Annotated in this window: 19 protein-coding genes and 1 pseudogene; 15 read left to right on the forward strand and 5 right to left on the reverse strand. The window is 34.7% G+C overall.

Annotated elements, in window-relative coordinates:
* The 7 genes from hpsL to CY0110_RS03440 form a co-directional block, all read left to right on the forward strand.
* A partial coding sequence (gene hpsL / locus CY0110_RS03415; RefSeq protein ID WP_008273883.1) for a hormogonium polysaccharide biosynthesis protein HpsL occupies positions 1-1,708 on the forward strand: 1,708 nt, incomplete at its 5' end.
* 17 nt (positions 1,709-1,725) lie between these two features.
* Positions 1,726-2,760, forward strand: a complete 1,035-nt coding sequence (hpsN, locus tag CY0110_RS03420) for a hormogonium polysaccharide biosynthesis glycosyltransferase HpsN (protein WP_008273885.1) — start codon at positions 1,726-1,728, stop codon at positions 2,758-2,760.
* A gap of 32 nt (positions 2,761-2,792) precedes the next feature.
* Positions 2,793-3,980, forward strand: a complete 1,188-nt coding sequence (gene hpsO / locus CY0110_RS03425; RefSeq protein WP_008273886.1) for a hormogonium polysaccharide biosynthesis glycosyltransferase HpsO — start codon at positions 2,793-2,795, stop codon at positions 3,978-3,980.
* Positions 3,981-4,061: 81 nt separating this feature from the next.
* The gene (locus CY0110_RS28340; RefSeq protein WP_008273888.1) at positions 4,062-4,232 is read left to right on the forward strand and encodes an NAD(P)H dehydrogenase subunit NdhS; all 171 of its coding nucleotides are present in this window, start codon (positions 4,062-4,064) and stop codon (positions 4,230-4,232) included.
* Between the two features lie 75 nt (positions 4,233-4,307).
* A complete protein-coding gene (locus CY0110_RS03430; RefSeq protein ID WP_008273889.1) occupies positions 4,308-4,976 on the forward strand; it encodes an HAS-barrel domain-containing protein in 669 nt (222 codons plus the stop codon).
* 134 nt (positions 4,977-5,110) lie between these two features.
* Positions 5,111-6,571 carry a sensor histidine kinase gene (locus tag CY0110_RS03435; RefSeq protein WP_008273890.1) on the forward strand — a complete coding sequence of 487 codons (1,461 nt, stop codon included), beginning with the start codon at positions 5,111-5,113 and terminating at the stop codon, positions 6,569-6,571.
* A 31-nt stretch (positions 6,572-6,602) separates the two neighbouring features.
* Positions 6,603-7,058 carry a DUF29 domain-containing protein gene (locus CY0110_RS03440; protein ID WP_050779956.1) on the forward strand — a complete coding sequence of 152 codons (456 nt, stop codon included), beginning with the start codon at positions 6,603-6,605 and terminating at the stop codon, positions 7,056-7,058.
* Here the strand turns inward: CY0110_RS03440 and pheS are convergent, their stop codons facing one another.
* Positions 7,059-8,063 carry a phenylalanine--tRNA ligase subunit alpha gene (gene pheS / locus CY0110_RS03445; RefSeq protein WP_198139091.1) on the reverse strand — a complete coding sequence of 335 codons (1,005 nt, stop codon included), beginning with the start codon at positions 8,061-8,063 and terminating at the stop codon, positions 7,059-7,061.
* A gap of 149 nt (positions 8,064-8,212) precedes the next feature.
* On the opposite strand from pheS, the gene CY0110_RS03450 reads away from it, so the two are divergent.
* The 3 genes from CY0110_RS03450 to CY0110_RS03460 all read left to right on the forward strand — a co-directional run bounded on the left by CY0110_RS03450 (position 8,213) and on the right by CY0110_RS03460 (position 11,699).
* Positions 8,213-8,662: a DUF29 domain-containing protein gene (locus CY0110_RS03450; protein WP_008273893.1), complete on the forward strand. Its 450-nt coding sequence runs from the start codon at positions 8,213-8,215 to the stop codon at positions 8,660-8,662.
* A 61-nt stretch (positions 8,663-8,723) separates the two neighbouring features.
* A complete protein-coding gene (gene pheT, locus CY0110_RS03455; protein ID WP_008273894.1) occupies positions 8,724-11,165 on the forward strand; it encodes a phenylalanine--tRNA ligase subunit beta in 2,442 nt (813 codons plus the stop codon).
* A 264-nt stretch (positions 11,166-11,429) separates the two neighbouring features.
* Positions 11,430-11,699, forward strand: coding sequence for a YciI family protein (locus tag CY0110_RS03460; RefSeq protein ID WP_008273895.1), 270 nt, complete (start codon positions 11,430-11,432; stop codon positions 11,697-11,699).
* 111 nt (positions 11,700-11,810) lie between these two features.
* Here CY0110_RS03460 and CY0110_RS03465 read toward each other — a convergent pair whose 3' ends face one another.
* Positions 11,811-12,305: a DUF29 family protein gene (locus tag CY0110_RS03465; protein ID WP_008273896.1), complete on the reverse strand. Its 495-nt coding sequence runs from the start codon at positions 12,303-12,305 to the stop codon at positions 11,811-11,813.
* A gap of 80 nt (positions 12,306-12,385) precedes the next feature.
* Between CY0110_RS03465 and CY0110_RS30740 the strand changes: the two are divergent.
* Positions 12,386-12,521 (forward strand): annotated as a pseudogene (locus tag CY0110_RS30740) (IS630-like element ISMae26 family transposase); the annotation flags it as partial.
* Positions 12,522-12,637: 116 nt separating this feature from the next.
* Here the strand turns inward: CY0110_RS30740 and CY0110_RS03475 are convergent.
* A complete protein-coding gene (locus CY0110_RS03475) occupies positions 12,638-13,567 on the reverse strand; it encodes a 2-keto-4-pentenoate hydratase (RefSeq protein ID WP_008273898.1) in 930 nt (309 codons plus the stop codon).
* 109 nt (positions 13,568-13,676) lie between these two features.
* Between CY0110_RS03475 and CY0110_RS03480 the strand changes: the two genes are divergently transcribed.
* Both CY0110_RS03480 and CY0110_RS03485 read left to right on the forward strand, forming a co-directional pair.
* The gene (locus CY0110_RS03480; RefSeq protein WP_008273899.1) at positions 13,677-16,151 is read left to right on the forward strand and encodes a phospholipid carrier-dependent glycosyltransferase; all 2,475 of its coding nucleotides are present in this window, start codon (positions 13,677-13,679) and stop codon (positions 16,149-16,151) included.
* Between the two features lie 329 nt (positions 16,152-16,480).
* Positions 16,481-17,485: a GGDEF domain-containing protein gene (locus CY0110_RS03485; RefSeq protein ID WP_008273900.1), complete on the forward strand. Its 1,005-nt coding sequence runs from the start codon at positions 16,481-16,483 to the stop codon at positions 17,483-17,485.
* Positions 17,486-17,570: 85 nt separating this feature from the next.
* Here CY0110_RS03485 and CY0110_RS03490 read toward each other — a convergent pair whose 3' ends face one another.
* Positions 17,571-18,557: a glycosyltransferase gene (locus CY0110_RS03490; protein ID WP_035798452.1), complete on the reverse strand. Its 987-nt coding sequence runs from the start codon at positions 18,555-18,557 to the stop codon at positions 17,571-17,573.
* A gap of 174 nt (positions 18,558-18,731) precedes the next feature.
* Here CY0110_RS03490 and CY0110_RS03495 point away from each other — a divergent pair, with 174 nt between their 5' ends.
* Complete coding sequence (locus tag CY0110_RS03495) at positions 18,732-18,941, forward strand: hypothetical protein (RefSeq protein WP_008273902.1); 210 nt, start codon at positions 18,732-18,734, stop codon at positions 18,939-18,941.
* 71 nt (positions 18,942-19,012) lie between these two features.
* Positions 19,013-21,229: an amino acid permease gene (locus tag CY0110_RS03500; RefSeq protein WP_008273903.1), complete on the forward strand. Its 2,217-nt coding sequence runs from the start codon at positions 19,013-19,015 to the stop codon at positions 21,227-21,229.
* On the opposite strand, the gene CY0110_RS03505 is transcribed toward CY0110_RS03500, so the two are convergent.
* Positions 21,221-22,075, reverse strand: coding sequence for a lysophospholipid acyltransferase family protein (locus CY0110_RS03505; RefSeq protein ID WP_008273904.1), 855 nt, complete (start codon positions 22,073-22,075; stop codon positions 21,221-21,223). The two genes, CY0110_RS03500 and CY0110_RS03505, sit on opposite strands and share 9 nt — an antisense overlap.
* Between the last annotated feature and the right edge of the window lie 106 nt (positions 22,076-22,181).

Below are 22,181 nucleotides of genomic sequence, written 5' to 3' on the forward strand. Positions count from 1 at the left end.
ACAAAAAGAGACGTTATCCGTTGACATCAAAGACAAATTATTACAGAAACGTAAAGCCAGAGAAGCTAAGCGAAAACTAATGGGCTTGATTGGGTTCTCCGTATTTTTTGCTATCCTGGTTGGTGTTCCTCTTAGTTTTACTATTAGTCCTAAGATTGGTGCATCGATAGCCCTATTAATTCCTTCATTTGTTCTTTGTTACAATTATCCTCGCACAGCTTTATGGGCTTTCTTGATCTATATGCCCTTTAGTGGAACTGTTACCTATTGGATTGGTGGTGGTAATGCCCTTTTTCAGCTTTCTAAAGATGGCTTTTATATTCCTGCTTTATTGGGTTTAATGCAAGATTGTCGACGAAAAAGAAAGCCGATTGTTGTTTCAAAACCTCTATTAATAACCTTAATATTATTATTGATTTGCGCCTTATTAACTTTATTCTTTGTTAATGGATTTAAACAATTGCTACCGACTTGCGATTCCCTTGGTGAATACGAGAAATTTTTGCGAGATGCTAGTGGAGAATTCATTCTAGATGAAAACGGAATCGTTATTAAAACCCCTTGTAAAGAGTCCATACCCTTTGCTCAAGGAATACTTGGTTTAAAAATATTATTAGGCTACGTACCTTTAATTTTTTGTGCTTATTACTTAATTCAAGATAAAAAAAGATTACTTTTTCTAGGACGCTTATTAGTCGTTTTAGCCATTATTTGTTGTGCATTGGCATTTATTCAATATTGGATGCTAAAAACAGGGCGGTGTGCAGGAACTGACCATTTAGTTGGAGAAGATTTATTTAAACCGAAACTTGATGCAAAATGTTTTGTAGGAGGCTCTCTTTTATACGCACCTAGTCAAGGACAAATTCGATTACCGGGAACTTTTGTTTCCCCTTGGCATTGGGCTTGGTTTTTGGTTGCTAATGCAGCTATTTGCTTTTCTGTTGCCTTTAGTGACACTGCATTTTTTTGGCGAAATTGCGGTTTAGTTGGTATGGCGATGGTGTTTGTTAATGCAATTATTTGTGGTCAAAGATTGGCTTTAGCTCTTGTACCAGCCCTTATAATTATTATGCTATTTTTAACAGGAAAAATTGCTGATGTAAAACGGTTTATTCCCATCGGGATTGGGTTATCTACTGTCTTATTTATAGCATTTTCTTTTATTAATCCTGACTTTATTCAAGAGCGAATTGATAGTTTTGTCTCCCGATGGAATGCGTCTCCACCCTATCTATTTATCCTAAATCAATTTGACTATGCCATGAGCAACCAAAAAGGTATTTTGGGATGGGGTTTAGGTTCAGCAACTAACTCAACTCGAATTTTTGGAGATGTTGCTCTGGTAGAAACTTATCATCCTAAACTATTATTTGAAATAGGCTATATAGGTTTAGTTGCTTTCATGATTTTTGTAACTCATTTATCTTTTTTAACCTTTAAGGCTTATCGCCCTCTAAAAGATCCAAGTTTACGGAGTTTTGCCTCTGGTTTTTGGGTATTTATTCTAATTATTAGTTATTTTCCTTATTGGTATCCTTTAGATACTGACCCAGTGGCTATTTATTATTGGTTTTTTGCAGGTGTAATCTTCAAACTTCCCTTAATTGATAAGGAGGAACAAGCTAAATTAAAAGCCCAAAAAGCAGCAGAAGACGCAGCTAAAAAGCGTGTTAAAACTAAAAACAAAACTCCATCAGTTATTTAATTTTAACTTAAAAAATTATGTCTTATCCTTCAATTTCAATTATTATTCCAACTTATAGAAGAGAACAAATTTTAAAAGATACTCTAGAGGATGTTCTTAAACAAGATTATCCGCATTTTGAGATTTTGGTTATTGATCAAACAGAAACCCACGATCCTACTATTCAAAATTATCTGGAAACTTTGGCTAAAGCTAATAAAATTAAATGGTTTCGTGTCAGTTGGGCAAGTTTACCAGCAGCTAGGAATTATGGGGTTCGTCGCTCTCAAGGCGATATTATTATTTTCATTGATGATGATGTTCAATTACCAGCTAATTACCTACATACTCATACAAAAGTCTATCAAGAAAAATCAGAAATTGGAGCCGTTGCTGGAAGGGTTTTAGATAGAATGAAATTGGCTGATTCTGACAAAATAAACAATTCTGAAGACCCTTATACTATAGAAATATTACCTCCAGAAGCGATGGATCCTGGTATTGCTTGGTATTATATTGATTTAGTTCATACTACAAAACCCCAAGAAGTTATTTCTACTCGTGGTTGTAATATGTCTTTTCGACGAGAAATTTTTACTAAATATAATATTTGGTTTGATGAAAGATTTAGAGGTAATGCTGTTAGAGAAGAGTCAGATTTTTGCTTACATTTACGTCAAACAGATTATAAAATTTGGTACGAACCTGATGCTTACCTAGTTCATTTAGGAGAAGAGACTGGAGGCTGTCATGATATCAGTACCCGTTCTTTTTCTTACCAAATTACTTTCTATCATAACCATTTTTTAATGGCACTAAAAAACTTAACTTTATTACAACAATTTCGACTTTATACTAAACTTTTTGATTGTCATGTTTTAGGTAATCCCCCTTGTAATAAAGGCGGTTCTCCGATTAAAATTATAGTACGTTTATTGTTTTACATTTTAGGGCTTATCGATGCTATTAAAACAATGTTGGTATCTCAATGGAATGATGGACAAATTTACAGTAAAAATGATATAAAAAATCAGCAATTACAAAGTAATAAATCTTTAAAATCTGTTTCTTGAGTCTTAAATATTTATCAAATTAATTATTAATTATGAAAATTTTAGTAGTCAGTCATACTTATATTGTTGATCTTAATTGTGAAAAATTCAAAACTTTAGCACAATTAGATCCTAAGATTGAAGTTATTATTGTTGTTCCTAAAAAATGGAAACCAGGAGGCGTTCAAAACAAAATAATGGAAACCCAACCTCGTGTAGAAGGTAATTTTAAAGTTATCCCTATTTATAATTTTAGTCAAAATAATCAAGGATTATTAACCTTTGGTACGGATATTATTAAACTCTTAAACAAATTTAAGCCAGACATTATTCAAGTAGAACAAGGCGTTAAATCTTTTGCTTATGCTCAATTAATTACTCTCAATAAATGGTTAAATCTAAAAGCCAAAAATGTATTTTTTACTTGGTGGAATCTTCCCTATGAGTCAAAATTTCCTATTTCCTATCTAGAACAATACAACTTAAGGAATAGTCATGGATTAGTGGCAGGAAATCAAGATGCTGCTGATATTTTACGAGATCACGGTTATGATAAAGCCGTAGAAGTTATGCCACAATTAGGAGTGGATGAAGTTTTATTTTCACCTAAAAAGCAACCAGATTTAGCAACAAAATTAGGGATTAAAAAAGAAGATTTTGTAATTGGCTTTGTGGGTAGATTTGTTAAAGAAAAAGGTATTTTAACTCTTTTGCAAGCTGTTAAATCTTTACAAAAAAAAACTTGGAAACTTTTATTATTAGGAAGAGGAGAACTTAAGAACCAAATTATAGAAGAAAGTAAAAAAATTGGTATAAAAGATAAATTAATGATAATTGAAAGTGTGGCTCATGATCAAGTACCTCAGTATATTAATTTGATGAATGTATTAGTTTTACCATCAGAAACTACTTATCAATTTAAAACATTAACTGCTGTAGGTTGGAAAGAACAATTTGGTCATGTGTTAATTGAAGCAATGGCTTGTAAAGTACCAGTTATTGGTTCAGATTCTGGAGAAATACCTAATGTCATTAATGATGCTGGATTAATTTTTCCTGAAGGAGATTCTATAGAGTTAAAAAACTGTTTAAATCAATTGATGTTAGATCCAGCTTTGACTGATAAACTAGCGGAAAAAGGTTATAGAAGAGTATTAGAAAATTATACTAACAAAGCATTAGCTGAAAAAACACTAAAATTTTATCAGTCTATTAGTGATATTAGCAAAATTAATAAATAAGTTCTAAAAAGAATGTAATTATTATTGTTAACTAAGAAAAAATATGCTATCATTCAAAAGAAAAATTAATCAATAAAAATAATGTTAATTTTACCAGGATCAACGGTCAGAGTAACTAACCCTAACGATACCTATTATCGCTTTGAAGGATTAGTTCAGCGAGTCAGCGATGGGAAAGCTGCTGTTTTATTTGAAGGGGGAAACTGGGATAAATTAGTAACTTTCCAGTTATCAGAAATAGAAGCGGTTTAATGAGCAAGCAAACTAAATCAAAACTATAGAAATCGGTTAAGGTAAAAATCATTAGTTATCCTTGTCATTGCTATTATGCGCCTTCCTTTACCGCAATTTACCACAGATAATCATCATCCTGATCATATTGCTGAGGTTATCGAAACATCAACCACACAGTTTTTAGCTCAATGTTTAGAACCCGAAGACTTAAGTTTTCCTGTGATGCCACCCTTTGGGAGTTGGGTAAAATCCTTAGACGAAGAGTCAGGAAATAAAATCCTAGCTGTTGTTACTTATGCCACCACAACTCCCATAGATTCGGTGCATCGTGCGAGGGCGTTGGGGTTATCCTTAGAAGAGTTACGACAACAACAACCGCAAATCTTTGCCATGTTAAAAACAGAATTTAAAGGCACCATTGTCGGTTTTGAAAATTCTCAAAGTACAAAAAATGGTAATGGTTATAATTTGGGTAAAGCCTATCAATATTTACCCCCTCGTCCCCCTCAAATTCATCAAGGGGTTTATCGTTGTGAAGCAGCAGAAATCATCAATTTTAGTGAAGAAGTGGAATTTTTACGAATATTATTACAAGTTCGAGATGCCCCCGTGGATGCTTTAATTGCTGCTGCTATTAGAGATATTTATCTATTAAGAAAAGCCGATAAAAATTGGTTAGTTAAAGTAGGCAGAACCCTCAGTATTTTACTAAGGGATGATTACGATCGCCTTCAATACATTCTCAGTCAAGTTACCCTTTAATCGTATAATTGTACACATTATACACATTAGAGGAAATTTCCCCTCATACTGTTCGGTTCTACTACTGTTGTAAATTTCTCAATCCGTTTATCATCAAGAAAGTTAGAGGTGAATATGTTAAGTAAGAGAAGTTTATGATGATTTCTGAGGCTTTATTAGAAAAATTAAGTGATATTATTAACCGTGATTCAGGGGTGAATATCGTCCCTTCTCCGTGGGAACCGACGGCGATGGAAATAGAAGAACAACGACTTAAAGCCCAAGGACAATGGGTTAGTGCGATCGCCTCCTTAGAAATCTTACTCCTATCTTACTTAGACACCACAACATCCGACAATAAGAACCCTCAAGGATTAATTTTATCAGCCCCGACCCCTATTTTATGCCATCCTGATCTCACCCATGCAGTACGGACAGGTATTTTTACCCTGCAACCGAGTCAACACAGTTGGAAACAATTTCAACTGCCTGGGTTTGCTGACGCTGAAAATGGAAACTATCGACCCAATGTTAGAGAATTTCCCTTGTTTCCTCAAGATCCCTTGGCCACTGAACAATTTTGTTTAGTTTTGACCTCTCGGTTCTCCTTATTAATGGTTTTAGGGGAAGATAACTTAGGACTTCCGGTCTTTCAATTTTCTTTCGATCCTGATGTCGTCTATCAGGGATGGTTAGGGTTGCGATCGCGTTTAAGTTTAGTCAATCATCCCCAACTCTGCGACTTAGACGAATTAGTTAAAAAATTTATCCCTTCTACTCCCAGTTACCAAGTCGTTACAGAATTTAGTCGTTTATTACTTCATTACTTCCCTCAAATTTCTCCTATTCTCGCTCGAAAAAATAATTATAGTCAAGACTTAGAAAATATAAAGGATCAAGCCTCTTCATCTCAGAAAAATTCTTTCACTACTTCTACCGTTGAAGAAGCTACCGATGTCGCCTTACTTCAAGCCTTAAGTCATGAAATTCGTACGCCTTTAACCAGTATCCGTACTATGACTCGGTTGCTATTGAGGAATAAAGATTTAGACTCCAAAATGCTTCGCTTATTAGAAAATATTGATCAAGAATGTAGTGAACAAATCAACCGAATGGAACTTATTTTCCGTGCCACAGAATTAAAAAGTAAAGAATCTCAAAATCCTTCGGTAGAATTAGTTAGAACCTCGTTAGATAGCCTATTTCATCAATCTATTCCCCATTGGAAGCGACAAGCACAAAGGCGTAATGTTGATTTAGAGATAGGAATGCCGAAAAAATTGCCTCAAGTCGTGAGTGATCCAGGAATGTTAGATCAAGTCTTAACTGGGTTAATTGAAAAATGTACCCGTAGTCTTTCTGGTGGAGGACAAATTAAAGTACAAGTGAGTACCGCAGGGCATCAATTAAAGCTACAATTTCACACAGAATCATATCGACAACATAATCCTTTTAAAGCATTAGGACAACTGTTATTGTTACAACCAGAAACTGGTAGTGTTAGTTTAAATTTAGATGTGACCAAAAACCTTTTTAATCGTTTGGGAGGGAAATTAATTGTTCGTCAGCGATCGCAACAAGGGGAGATTTTTACGATCTTTTTACCCTTAACTTAACAAGCTTCATTGATATTAAGGAGTATATTTCATGAGTTTCATAGACGATACAACAAAAACCCATACAATAACAAACATGATGAATCTTTATGACACTGACTTTGTAAAGTGGACGATTCAACAAGCTGAAGCATTAAAAAATCATGATCTAAACTCTCTTGACTGGAATAACTTAAAAGAGGAAATAGAAGACTTGGGAAAAGAACAAATTCATGCTGTTAGCAGCTTGGTTAAAAGATTAATTGAATATAAGTTAAAACTCGACTATTCCCCTGATACTTATCCTCGAAACCACTGGAAAACTGAAGTTAATAACTTTCAAGATGAAATTGAAAGACGACTAACTAAAACCTTGTTAAACAAGATAGATATAGATAAAGAATATGAAAGGGCTAAAAGATTGGTATTGAGTGAATATAAATTAACCCTTCCTGATCAATGTCCTTATGGTTTTGAAGATTTAATGAGAAGATTGCCAGAAAATTAATTAAAACTGACTCAAAAATCGGATATCGCTATTATAAAGACGGCGAATATCATCAATTTGATGTAATACCATCGCAAAGCGTTCGATCCCTAACCCTGCAGCAAACCCTGTATAAATTTCAGGATCATAACCCACAGCTTTTAAGACATTTGGATCAACCATTCCACAACCCATCACCTCTAACCATTTTCCTTTCCATTGGACATCAACTTCTGCTGAGGGTTCAGTAAACGGAAAATAACTAGCACGAAATTTGACTGGCAATTCTTCCCCGAACATTTGGGTTAAAAATTCTTTAATGGTTCCCTTAAGATCAGTGAAGGTTAAACCCTTATCCACCGCTAAAATTTCTACTTGATGGAAAACCGCCGAATGGGTGGCATCTACTGTATCTCGACGATAAACCCGACCTGGGGCTACAATACGGATAGGCGGTTCATGAGTTTCCATGTAACGAATTTGTACAGGAGACGTATGGGTTCTCATCAACAGATTTTCAGTTAAAAAGAAAGTATCCTGCATATCCCTAGCCGGGTGATCTGGGGGAATATTCAACGCCTCAAAGTTATAATAGTCCGTTTCTACGTGAGGGCCAGTAGCTACCTGATACCCTAACCCCATAAAAATGTCTAATACTCGGTCTATGGTACTATTAAGGGGATGAAGACGACCTAAAGAGCGACTAATCCCTGGCATGGTCACATCAAGGGTTTCGGCTGCTAATTGTTCCTTTAATTTAGCGGTTTCTAGAGTGTTTCGTTGCTTCTCTAAATTACCTTGTAAAGCTTCTTTGACTTCATTTGCCAAAGAACCAACGCGGGGACGTTCTTCTGCGCTTAATTTACCCATTCCCCGTAAAATTTGGGAGAGTTTGCCTTTTTTCCCTAAATAGTTAATTCTCAGTTGTTCTAATGCTTCTAAACTGTCGACGGCAGTAATCTCTTTTTCTGCCTCTTGTTGTAGGGTTTGTAAGTCTGTTTCTAGAGTATTAGACATTGTGGACATTGAGTTGGGATAGGACAAAATTTAAACACCCATTCTAGTGTAGCGAAGTTTGGCACTGTGGCATAGTAGATGTAGAGAACATGAGAAACTCAATGAAAAATTGAATTAATTAAACTATAAATAATTGGTATAATTTCGAGGACAAAAGAGTGACTTCAACCAGCAATAAAACCCTTTATAACCAAGATTTTGCTTTATGGATAGAAGAAACCATCAAACAATTAAAATCGGGTAATTTCTCACAAGTTGATTTAGATAATTTAATTGAAGAGGTAGAGTCTTTGGGGAAAAGTCAACGCAAAGCAGTTAGAAGTTATTTAATTCGTTTGTTAGAACATTTATTAAAACGACGTTATGTAATGATGTTTGACTGTTATCGAGGTTGGGAAATAGAAATTAGAAACTTTCGTCAAAGGTTAAAATTAGAGTTAGAAGATTCACCCAGTTTAAAAAATTATATCAAAGAAATTTTACCAAAAAGTTATCAAATAGCCTTAGAAAATATGATTGATAGTTATCCTGATACAGATTTTCCCGTTGTTTATCCTTTTTCAGATAATATTGATGAATTATTAAACCATAAGTTCTGGGAGCATTAGCAACAGCTTAATTGTTTGGTAAACTAGGATCTGGCCACCGATCGCATCATACAAAAATACTATGAAAATTTCCGTTAACTGGCTGCGGGAACTCGTTAACGTCACCCTCACCCCCGAAGCATTAGCCGACCTTTTGACCATCGCCGGGTTAGAAGTGGATGACATCGAAGATCGTCGTCAATGGGCCGATGGGGTTGTGATCGGTAAGATTATAGACCGTCAACCTCACCCTAACGCTGATAAATTAAGCGTCTGTCAGGTGGATATTGGGCAAGAAACCCCCTCTACCATTGTTTGTGGGGCCCCTAACGCTAAAGCTGATATTTATGTTCCTGTCGCTACATTAGGAACCTATTTACCCAAAATTGACCTGAAAATTAAATCGGCGAAACTGCGAGGGGTTAAGTCAGAAGGCATGATCTGTTCTTTAGCAGAAGTTGGACTAACGAAAGAATCGGCAGGAATTCATATTTTTGAAGAAAATAACCTAAAATTAGGGGCAGATGCCCGTCCTTATTTGGGCTTAGATGAGGTTATTTTAGACATCACCCCCACAGCTAACAGGGCCGATGCCATGAGTATGATCGGTGTAGCTAGGGAAGTAGCTGCCTTAACGGGAGGAAAGTTAAACTTACCTCAACCGCCTCAAACTTCTTTATCAGGGGAACAAAGTTATCCGTTAACCGTAAAAGTGAGTGACGGTAACGCTTGTCCCACTTACATCGGAACCGTGATCCAAGGGGTAAAAATTGCCGACTCTCCTGAGTGGTTACAGCAACGTTTAGAAGCAGCCGGGGTTCGTCCTATTAATAATGTGGTGGATATTACTAACCTTGTCTTATTAGAATGGGGTCAACCCCTTCACGCTTTCGATCTCCAGAAGTTAGAAACTGTTGCAGGAAATAAAGATAATTTAACCGTTGGGGTAAGGTTTGCTAACGACAAAGAAACCCTCAAAACCCTCGATGGTCAAGAAAGAAAGTTAAACCCAGTTAACTTACTCATTACGGCTAATGATACTCCCGTCGCCCTTGCTGGTGTTATGGGAGGAGAAGAAACAGAAGTCGCTGAGGAAACCCAAAACATCCTTTTAGAAGCAGCATTATTTGAACAAGTTACCATTCGTCGTTCTTCTCGTAGTCAAAGTTTACGCAGTGAAGCATCTGCAAGATATGAACGAGGCATTAATTATTCTGAGTTAGAATTAGCTTGTAGAAGGGCGATCGCTTTAATTACGGAGTTAGCAGGAGGAACCCCTGTGACTCAAAGAATGAGTGATCATCGTCCAGATCGATCATCTGAGTCCATTAAACTACGTCTTGATCGCATCCATCATGTTTTAGGCCCCGTTGAAAAAGATGGCCAAAAGACCAACATTGCAGCAGAAGACGTAGAACGCATTTTAGGGGACTTAAACTGTACGTTAACCCCAGTAGCAGGCGAAAACACAGTTTGGTCTGTAACTATTCCTTCCTATCGTTATCGTGACTTAGAACGAGAAATTGATCTGATCGAAGAAGTGGCCCGTCTTTATGGTTACGATCGCTTTTGTGATGAACTTCCCGACAAAACTGAAGCCGGCGGACTCTCTATTGAATATCAAACCCAACGCAAGGTAAGAGAAGTATTCCGAGGGGTGGGTTTAACAGAATTAGTACAATATTCTTTAGTTAAACCAGAAAAAGCAGACATTGTTATCAGTAATCCCTTATTTGCTGAATATTCCGCCTTAAGAACCAATCTTTTAGATGGTCTTATCGATGCTTTTGCTTATAACCAGTCCCAAGGAAACGGTGCATTAAATGGCTTTGAAATTGGGCGTATTTTCCGCAAGATTGATGGAGAAAGAGCAGAATGGGATAATATCGCTGGTATTATGGGGGGTGATTTATTGCCTCAAGGTCGTTGGACGAGAAGCGGTAAACCTAAACCGATGACTTGGTATGAGGCCAAAGGTATCCTAGAAAGCGTGTTTGAACGGTTAGGGGTATCAGTAGAGTATCAACCGGACAGTGAAGACGAGCGGTTACACCCTGGAAGAACTGCCTCTTTATGGTTAAATGGGGAAATATTAGGGATTTTTGGACAAATTCATCCCCAACTACGTCAAGAAAAAGACTTAATGGACGAAGTTTATGGGTTTGAGTTAGATTTTCGTTGTTTGATGAAAGTTCTTAATCAAGATAACTTATTGACACCCCATTTTGAACTGTATTCTACCTATCCCGCAGTAGAGAGAGATTTAGCCTTTTTTGCTGCTTTAGATGTTCCCGTTGCAGACTTAACAAAAACCATGAATAAAGCAGGAGGAAACCTCTTAACCGAAGTCGAATTATTTGATGATTATCAAGGGAAAAACGTCCCCGAAGGACAAAGAAGTTTAGCTTTTAGTTTAGCGTATCGTTCAGGCGATCGCACGTTAACCGATGAAGATGTCGAACCCGTTCATGATAAGATTCGTCAGACTTTAGTTAAACAGTTTGCTGTCACTTTACGGAGTTAAAAAAGTTTGTAGGGTGGGTTAGACGGCGATAATTTTATTTCTAACAAGAACATAAATATCCGTCGTAACGCACCAAGTCAGAGTTATTCAGAATTCTCATTTTGATGTTTAATATCTGAATTATTGATATCTGTTATTATCAGATTGATTAGCATCAGGTGGTGTACTTTCCGTCATGACATTGATTTTATTTTAGCTAAACTTTATCTCAAGATTCTGTAAGATTATTATAATATAGTATAGTTCCAAAAACACTTAAAAATTATGCCGAAATATATTTTATTTGGTAGTTACTGCGAAAATGCTTTAGAAAAAAGAACTCCTTATCGTCAAGATCATTTAGACGGTTTAAAACAGCAAAAAGAAACAGGTATTTTAATTACCCTCGGGCCTACTAAAGATAATACTAAAGTATTCGGAATTTATGATGCAGAAAATTCTGAAAAAGTCAAAGAATTAATTGAAAATGATCCTTATTGGAAAAATGGGATTTGGACAGACTACGAAATAAAAGAATGGATACAAGCTTTTTAAGATATTTTCAAAGTCTATTCTTCTAGTTCAATTTGAGTTAAAACATTTTCAACTCAAGCTGTAGAAAAATCATACTTGATAAAATCTTGTTTATGGATTATTGGTTATTTCTCAATCAGAAACTTGATGATTCGGTAAGGCTATTCTCTGATCATTAGGAAAGAAATTTTGATCTAATATTTGTTCAATCGTGAAAGGACAGAATTTTGGATAATCATAAGTTTTATTTCTTTTCCAGTCTTTTTCTAATAACAGTAATTCAAGGACTTCTGCATAAATGGGGGTAATAGCTGTTTGTAAATAAGAATCTAAGGTTTTAGGATATTGTTTGATTAATTTCTTAATAAGAATTCGATGACGCGCTATATTAATCATCCATTCACTATTAAAATCTAAATAAACATTTCTTTGAACGGCAGTTTTCATCAAATATAAAAGCAACATCATCAAATAGTCATTGATCAAATTACGAGGAAAATTGGACACATCCCTAAGTCCCTCTGCTAAATTATCCCAGTCTAAAGCATCAGAATCTCTTTTTTCTACGGCTTCTATTTGCTGCTTTAGCCATAAATCATAATCAGTTTCATATAAATTATTATTCATTAGAGAGAATTCTTTATCTAGTCTCTAGCTATTCTATAGCATTTCCCATACTCATGAGGTACACTAAGGAAAGACTATTTAATGATGCTACTCTTGAAGAATTATCTGAGTTACTAGAAAAAGCCACAGGAGTCAAAGTAGGAAAAAGTACAATAGGAAGAATAAATCAAAAGTTGAATTATAGTCTTAAAGAAAACTTTGTATGCTCTGGAGAAAGCGCACCGCCTGCGCTGAAGTTTCCTCAGTGTAAAGGCGGAGCAAGAAGAAAATCTAGGGGTTCAACATAAACGAGTGGAGTATTAGGAAATAATTAAGATGAATCAGGAGTTAATCTATTCAAAACTAACAACTATTTCTCTTACCTTATCTTTCTCTAAACCGATATATTGAGCAGTGATCATTTTTCCTGTTTCTACTGGTATCAATGGGGTAAGACTTCCTAATGACAACAAATCACCTTTTTTTAAACTTTTTCCTTGGGATTTTAATTTTTCTTTGATCCAAAACACGACAGTTAAAGGATCACCTAACAAAGCGTTACTATTCCCTTGAGCAATTATTTTTCCTGATTCATCTATTAAGGTAACAGAAATATTTTTAAGATTGTTATTTGTGTTTATTTCTTTAGTTAACTCTATAATATCACCCACAACACCTAATCTTGCACCTGCATTAATTGCGGTTAACATTTCACCATTAACTTTGATATTTTTGTCATAAACTAAATCAGGTAATTCTAGAAAAGGAATCACTGCATCTAAATATTGTAACGTTTCTTCTGGTGTGGTTGCTTCCTTGATTTTTTCACTAGAAACCCTTACCATCAAATCCCCTTCTACCATTGGTTTTGCTCCAAAATTAGCAGGAATTTTTGTTCCTGATGGTAATAACATATTCTCTAATAATACACCTAATAGGGGTTGAGTTACGTTAAAAGTTTCTTGTGCTTTTTTATTAGTTAATGCTGCTTTATAACCAATTAATTCCCCTTGAGAAGAACTTAAAATATTAATTACTTTTTCTTGTATAATTTGTGCTTCTTCTGATGTCAAGTTATCGTTAAAGTCTGTAATCATTTGCTTTTTTAAGTAAGCATTAGCAATTTTTTGAGCAATACTTTCAAGATTGATTGACGGTAAATCACTTATTAAAATGGATAAATCAGGTTTATTATTATCATTGATTGTTTTTGTTTGTGCTGTTACCTTATATAAAGGAAAGATAATAAGAGAAACAAGAAAAAATAACTTAATTTTATTCATCAATAATAGTTAATTTAAGAGAGTGGATACTGAAAAGAACAATTATATCTAAACTTTCGTCTATAATTGAGTAGATTATAATCTAAAGCTTTAATTATAACCATTACCTATGTTACGGAAAAAATTCTCTGCCTCTCAAGCTCGTATTTGGATAATTCTAGGTTTAATATGGTTAGGAAGTAATTTATGCGATCGCTTATGGTTAATTTTAGATCAGTCTCTTCCTGCTTGGGATCAAAGTAATCATTTAACCAAGTCTTTACAATATTATTATAGTTTAAATTCTCTTGAAATCTTTAATGGAGAATGGTGGCGTAATTTTTGGATGATATCAACAAAATATCCTCCTATAACTTACATAATTGGGGCATTTTTTCAGAAAATTTTTGGCTTAGGAAATGATCAAGCTTTACTGTCTAATTTGTTATATAACGGAATTTTAATTGTTTCAGTTTATATCATCGGAAAAACCTTATTTAATTCTAAAGTTGGGTTATGGAGTGCAGGGTTAACTTTATTATTTCCTCGTTTATATCAAACCCGTTTACAGTTTCTTCTTGATACTCCTTTAATGACGTTAACCGTTGCTTCTTTTTGCTGTTTAACAGTATGGAAATTTGAAAATAATAGACAAAAGCAATGGTTGTGGACAATAATTTTTGGTCTTGGTTGGGGACTTGCTTTATTAACTAAACAAAGTGTTATGTTTTTTCTTTTTACTCCTTTAGTTTGGTTGGCAATTACTTATCTATGGCAAAAAAAATGGGAAAGAGTTCTACAATTATGGGTGAGTTTTCTGGTATCTAGTTTAGTATGGTTTCCTTGGTATCGAACGAACTGGATTTATTTATTTAGTACAGTCCAAAATTCTAATGCTATTCCTGCCACTTATGAAGGTGATCCCCCCCTTAATACTATAGCTGCTTGGACTTATTACTGGCAAGATTTACCCTTAGCTGTAGGTTGGGTATTATTATTAGTTCCTGTAGTGGGATTATTATTACATTTATTAGGCAAATTCCCAAAAGATAAAGATAATATTGATAATAAAAAAGTAGTCAATAGTATACAATGGTTAGTAATTTATTTTGTTGGATCTTATTTAATTTGTTCGGCCATTTTTAATAAAGATACACGCTATATTATGTCTTACCTGCCTATTTTAGCTGTGTTTTTTGGCTATGGTTTAACCCGATGGCGAGGAAAATGGCAATCTGTTCGATGGATAACTGTATTACTTGCTATTGTGGTAATGATAACTAATTTATTTCCCATTCCAAAAAGTGAGCAATTTTCTTTATTCTTAAGTCCAGGTGTTTCTTTTCGTCCCTATTTAGGTCAAGAAGTTCCTGTCAAAGATATTATTAAAACAGCACAACAAACAACCCCTTATCAAAGAATTAATTTAGGAGTTATTGCTAACACTGATAATATTAATCATAATACTATTAATTATTATGGTCAGTTAGCTAATTTTCAGGTTTATGGAAGAGAATTAGGAAATAAAGAGGAATATATTGAACAAGATAGTCATTCTTTTGATTGGTTCTTAAGCAAAACTGGAGACAATGGATTTGCTAGAGAAAATCAATTAGAATTTGCTAAGACTTTAAATAATAATTCAGACTTTAATCTGATTAAAACCTGGAAGATGCCTGATCAAAGTTTAGTCAAATTATATCATCGTCAGCAAGCATCTGTTACAGTTCAGCCAATTACTAAATCTTTTGATAAAATTCACTTAGATAAAGTGATTATTCCTCAACAAGCTTCCTCTAATTATCCTATTCCTATTACTTATGAATGGTCAGGAAATTGGCAAGAATTAAAAGATGGTTTAGTGTTATTATCTTGGTATACTGAAGGAGTAGAAAATAATGAAATCGCTTGGATACATGATCATGGAATTGGGGAAGGTATGTTATGGGGAAATTTCCCTGATAATCAAGGATTTAAAGTAAGTGAAACAATGTCAATGTTGCCAGTACAAACTGTTAAGAATGGTAATTATAGTTTAAGGGCAATTTATCTAAATCGTAAAACGAATGAAAGTTATTTAATTTCTGTACCTGATGTCACTTTAACTATTAATAATACTCTCAATCCTTTACCTTCTCCTCAACTAGATTTAGGAACTCAATTACGCAATGTTTCTATAAATTTAGGGGAAGGTATATCAGGGTTAGATACTATTTTTACTAAAGTTGGTCGTTTTAATCAATATGATCCCATTCAAGACTATCTTAAACAGACAGAAATAGCCTTAAACTATCGCTTAGATCATTCGCTTCAAAACCATCAATTAGATTGGACTTATGGGTTAGTATTATCTCAAGTATTACAAGAAGATCCTCAAGGAGCGATCGCAGCTTTAAAACGACTGATTAATATTGCCCCAAATAACCCCTACCACCATGCTTATCTTGCTTTTGTCTATTTATATAATTGGCAACCCAGAGCAGCAGAACAAGCTCTAAAACCGGCTCTTGAAATGGAACCTAATATTGAAGAATTTAAAATGTTAGAAGGCATTTCAGCACTGATGCAAGGTAATTTAATCAAAGGTTGGAAACTTTTAACTTAAAGGTTTTATCATAAGCCAAAAGAGTAAATATTTTTTGAATGACTCCTTTCCGTATTTACGTTATCATAACTCTAATTAAACTTTTTTCTTTTATTAAGTTTTGTTTGTCTAAAGGATAGCTAATCATTAAAATTTCTGAGTAGTTTTACTCAGTTTGAAACCTTTCAAACACGCCCTAACCCTAACAACCGTAAATATACTAATTTTTATACGAAGCAAATTTCTGATAATCAATACTTATATCCTATTAATAAAATTAGCTTAAATTTATTATTAAGATGAGATTCCTTAAGATAGGAATTAAAAAAATATAATTATTTCTTACAATTATGAATACTAGAAATTCCTCTTTTCTAAACTTTGAAACTGCCGTTCAAGGGGTTCTTGAATTCCTTCATAAACGCATTGGTTTTCAATTATGGATGTTTACACGAGTTGAAGGGCAAGATTGGATTGTTTTAGAAGCTCATGATCATGGATATGGTATTAGTCCAGGAGATGTCTTTCAATGGTCTGATTCTTTTTGTTCTCGTATGATTGAAGGATTAGGTCCACGAATTGCCCCTATTTCAGAAAAAATTTCTGCTTATGTAGAAGCTCCCATTAATCAAAAAGTAAATATTGGGTCTTATATAGGTATCCCTTTACATAATTCTGATGGGAGTTTATTTGGAACATTATGTGCAATTGATCCTAACGCTCAATCGGAAAGTATTTTACAGGAGAAAGAATTAATTGAATTGCAAGCTCAATTATTAACAACTATCCTAAATTACGAATTATTATCACAAGAAAATGCACGACGTTATGAACGAGCAGAAGCTGAGGCTCAAAGAGATAGTTTAACTAATCTTTATAACCGTCGAGGATGGGATAATTTACTCATTGCAGAAGAAGCGCGGGCTAAACAATTTGGACAACCATTAAGTGTTATTATTGTTGATCTTGATAATTTAAAATACATCAATGATAACTATGGACACGCTGCCGGAGATAGCTTAATACGAACAGCAGCAGCGTGTCTAGAAGAAAATATTCGTTCTTGTGATCTTGTGGCTCGACTCGGAGGAGATGAGTTTGGTATTTTATTAGTCGATATTAATGCCAGTCAAACAAAGATATTAATTCAAAGAATTAAAGATGAGTTAGAAAAACTTAACATTCAAGCTTCTTTTGGATGGCAGAAATATTCCCATAAATTTCCTTTGTCATTAGCTATTGAAAAGGCTGATAAAAAAATGTATCAACAGAAAATTAAGCAGAAACAGTTAAACTTACATTCCACACCTAATGAAGCAAAATTACAAACCGTATTCGTAAAACCAAGGATTTAGTAATTTTAACCTCCTGAAAAAAGAAAAAAGTAAAATATGGAGAAGAAATAACATTACTATTTTGTTTAATTCAATTAATTGCTAATTAGTTAGAAAATAATTTTTTGACAATTTTTCTAACTAATAATTGACTTATCTTTATTTTAGTTAATTCTCGAATATCTCCCTTTAACTGTGATGTTTGATCAAAAAAGAAGTTGATTTCCTCTAAGATAGTTTCTAATCGTTTGATAATATTTTTACTTCGATATTCTGCTAACATTTGAGGTGATAAAGTTAACTTTTTGGATGAATGAACAGATTTTAAAATCCGTTTAACATCATATTCAGTTGAATACCCTGCAATTTTATAACAATTAAACCCTGGATCAAGATAATCAGAAAGTCCTCCATTAACACTCGAAAAGACTTGACAACCACAAGCTAAAGCTTCCATCGGTTGCAGTCCAAATCCTTCACTGACTCGTTGTTGCGCCCAATATTCAGCTGAGTCGTAAAGATATACTTTAGAACGATTAAAAAGCTTTGATAAATCATCTACAAAATGATTAATAACCACGACATTACATCGAGTTTGTAAAGCAGGAATTAATTGTTTTAATAAATAATCTGATGATTTCCTTTCTTGGACTAATACATCAATATCTCTATTTATATTTAAGTGATTAAACTCATCAGAAATTTCATTAGGTAAATAATAGATTAATGTATTAGGGGATTTTTGTCCCCAATAGCCCATAGTATTACGACTAACCGTTATAATAGGAATACTAGAAGGTAATTTAAAGCCATATCCTGCGCTATGGGCATGATAAATAACATTATAATACTTTAATTTTTGAGCTAGTTTAGGAACATCAAAGCCCCAACTAATAACAAAAATAACATCATCTAAATTGTTTTGTTTTAAGACATCATCTAAAAAAAGATTGTCCGTTTCTTTTTTTCGATAAGTCACTATTTCAGAGGGACAAACTTGTTTAGCCAATTCAAAAGTTTTTAACTCTGCAAATAGTCCCCCACAAGCAAATTTTTTTCCTGTTCCTGGTACTAAAAAATATAGTTTTCTCATATTAATTTTTCCCATCTTTTTAGCTTTAATTAATGAAGGTAAAGGAATAGCTGTAAATCACTACTGATTATTTTATCACTTTAAAACTAATTTATATTTTTTGATTCAGAATGAGCAAATCTTCAGCTATAATAAAGAATATAAAAATAAAAGCTAAGACAATAATCAAATATTATGACCATTTGGGTAAACGAACAAATTGATCCTTCTGGAATCGTCTATTCTTGTATTGCTTGCTGTGATCAAAATGCAGCAGAAGATTGTCATCAAACTTGGGTAAATAATCTCACAGAAGACCAAAAAAAAGAAGGATGGGTAGCTACTTTAAGAACTGTAGATTCCTGGGATGAAGTTCCCGTTAATGCTCTCAAATTAAGTGTCTAAAACTAAGTTAAAATTCCTATCATTTCAAAATATGGCATTACAATAAAAGAAGAAGAATATTCTTTTTAATTATGTCTTTTAAAATTAAGAAAATTTTAAAATTTCTTAACCCGTCACAATTTAACACTTCTACCTCTCCTCCGAAAAAGTATAACACTTTTGAAGGGGTATTTAAGCCTACATTACTAACCATTTTAGGGGCAATTATGTACCTAAGAATCGGTTGGGTTGTGGGTAATGCTGGTTTATGGGGAGGGTTAACTGTTGTCCTCTTATCAGTGAGTATTACCGTAGCTACAGGGCTTTCTATTGCTTCTATTGCCACCAATACACGTATGGGAGACGGGGGACCTTATGCGATGATTTCTAAGTCGTTAGGGTTAGAAATAGGGGGAAGTGTGGGGGTTCCTTTGTTTGTTTCTCAAGCGTTAGCTGCTGCGATGTACATCTTTGGTTTTCGAGAAGGATGGTTATTTTTATTTCCTGAGCATCCCCCTTTACTGATTGATTTTACCGTTTTTTTAGTCATTTTTATAATTGCTTATATTAGTGCTAGTTTTGCCTTTCGGGTTCAATATTTAGTCTTAATTTTAATTATTTTATCTTTATTTTCAATATTTTCTAGTTCCCTTACCTGGGAAAGTAATCAAACGTGGCAAGATTGGGGAGATTTTTCTAATATTAGTTTCTGGGGTGTTTTTGCTGTCTTTTTTCCTGCTACCACAGGAATTATGTCAGGGGTTAATATGTCAGGAGAGCTAGAAAATAGTCGTCAAAATATTCCTATCGGAACTCTTTCAGCCATTGCCTTAAGTACCATTATTTATGTCATTTTATGTTGGTGGGTGGCTCGTGCAGCACCGCCTCAAGAACTCATCAATAACTATACCATTTTAGTCGAAAAATCCCGATGGCAATTCTTAGTCTTAATGGGGTTATTAGCAGCCACATTTAGTGCATCTTTATCCTCTTTAGTTGGCGCACCCCGTATCTTAACAGCCTTAGCCAAAGATGGGGTAATTCCTTGGGGCAATGGGTTAGCTAAACTGTCGAAAAATGGGGAACCCCGTCGCGCTTTACTGGTGAGTGCGGGTATTGTTTTGCTTGCTTTATTATTAAGAGACTTAAATGCGATCGCTCCTTTAATCACCCTATTTTTCCTTTTAACCTATGCCACAATTAACCTAGTTGTGTTAGTTGAATCTAGCTTAGGATTGATGAACTTTCGACCTACGTTTAAAGTTCCTATTATTGTGCCTTTATATGGAATTCTAGGCTGTATATTAGCCATGTTAGTTATTCGTCCTTTTCTAAGTTTAGTGGCTATTGCTATTGTTTTAGCTATTTATTTGCGGTTAGTTAGTTTACCCAAAGAAAAACGACCTGCTGACGTTAGAAGCGGAATTTTCACAGCGATCGCTCAATGGTCAGCTATGAAAGTAATTCAATTAGATTTAACCAATGTTCGAGCCTGGAAACCCACTTTTTTAGTCCCTATTGAAGACGGTTCACAGTTACTTGGAGAATTTCGACTTTTATTAGATTTATCCCAACCCGAAGGCTTTTTACAACTACTAGGAATTGTAACCAATAATCAAGGAGAAACCTTATCCCTACAGCTTAGAGAATTAGCCAGTTCTTTTCGTCACCATAAACTGTTAACTACCATTTCAGTGATGAAAGTTGAGCTAGAAAGTGAAGGAATGATCGCTGCCTTACAAGCCTTGCAAAGTGCATTTTTTCGCCCTAATATTCTCTTTCTAAGATTTCCTGATCAAGCCAGTGACTGGGACCAATTATTACCCGTTTTTAACGAAGCAAAACTGCTAGACGTGGGAGTTATGTTATTAGGACTACATCCCAGTGCCGGGTTAGGAAGAATGGAAGTGATCAATTTGTGGATTCGGCCTCAATTAGAAGATTTACCCATGATTGAACGATTAGAAAAAGGTAATATAGACTTAGCTATTTTGATGGCGTTACGATTATCAAAAGCCTGGAAAGCTCAATTAAATATTATTTCAGTGATCCCTAAAGAAGAAGATAGAAAAGAAGCTGATAATTATATTAAAAGTTTAAGGGACTTATGTCGGATTCCAGCCACCGCTAACAATCTAATTATTGTCGGTGAATTCCCTAATTGTATCAGCCAAACCCCCCAAGGAGATATGGACTTTATTGGCTTACAATCCACTCCCGATTTTCATTTTGTTAACCAAATAATCACTATGACTGGTTCGTCTTGTTTGTTTATGAGCGACTCAGGTAGCGAAAGTGCTTTAGCATAGTGATTCCTTTCCACTATCAATCACTAATTGATCTAAAGCTTGCTGCATTTTAGTTACCACTAAATCATAACAAGCATTAACGTAACTGCGATCGCGGGCTGCCTCTCTTCCATAGCGTTCAAACACAATTGGCGGACAAACACGGGTATGAATAGGAATAGGAAGGGGAAAATTAGGAGCCGGACCAATACCAATTCCCCAAGGTAAACCTAAATAAATCGGAAAAACTTCTGGATCAAAATCATTCAACCAAGGCATTCCCCACTCATGTAATACTTTCATTTGTTCATAACAATCACCCATAATAAATAAGGTTTCGTGTGACCCCACAGAAATTAAGGGAATAATAGTTACTTTTTCTCGTAATGCTAGTTTAATAAAGCCTTTACGCCCTGCTAATTCGATTTTGTGACGATCTTTATAGGGACGAAATACATCTTGCGCGCCTCCCGGATACACTAACACACTAGCCCCCCGTTTAAGGGCTGCAATACCCATTTTAGGATGGGCCCGAACTGCCCCAGTTTTCACTGCCAGCTTTGCTAAAGAAGGGTTAATCTGCCAAGCAGACTGGTGCATTAACCCATAACATAAACGTTCTGTGCCAAAATGACGAAACCAGTCATACATCATCATTGACGTATCAGGGGAAGCCAAACCCCCATTATGAGACCCCACTAACAAAACTGGACCTTGAGGGGGTATATGATGCCAACCATCAGTTTGGACCCGAAAATAGTGATCATAAAACCATTTCCAGTAAGGCATTACCTGTTCTATAAATTTAGGGTCGCGTTCATCCAGAGACCAACCCTGTCCTTGATGAGAGGTTTTTGGGGATTTCATCGAGCTAATTCTGATAGGCTTTGTAAACTTATGTTACTGCAATATCTTGATAAATTTCTACAATCAGTCACTGTTCATTAAAATAGCCACAGATTCGTAAAAGTGT

This window comes from Crocosphaera chwakensis CCY0110 (assembly GCF_000169335.1).
GTDB lineage: Bacteria > Cyanobacteriota > Cyanobacteriia > Cyanobacteriales > Microcystaceae > Crocosphaera > Crocosphaera chwakensis.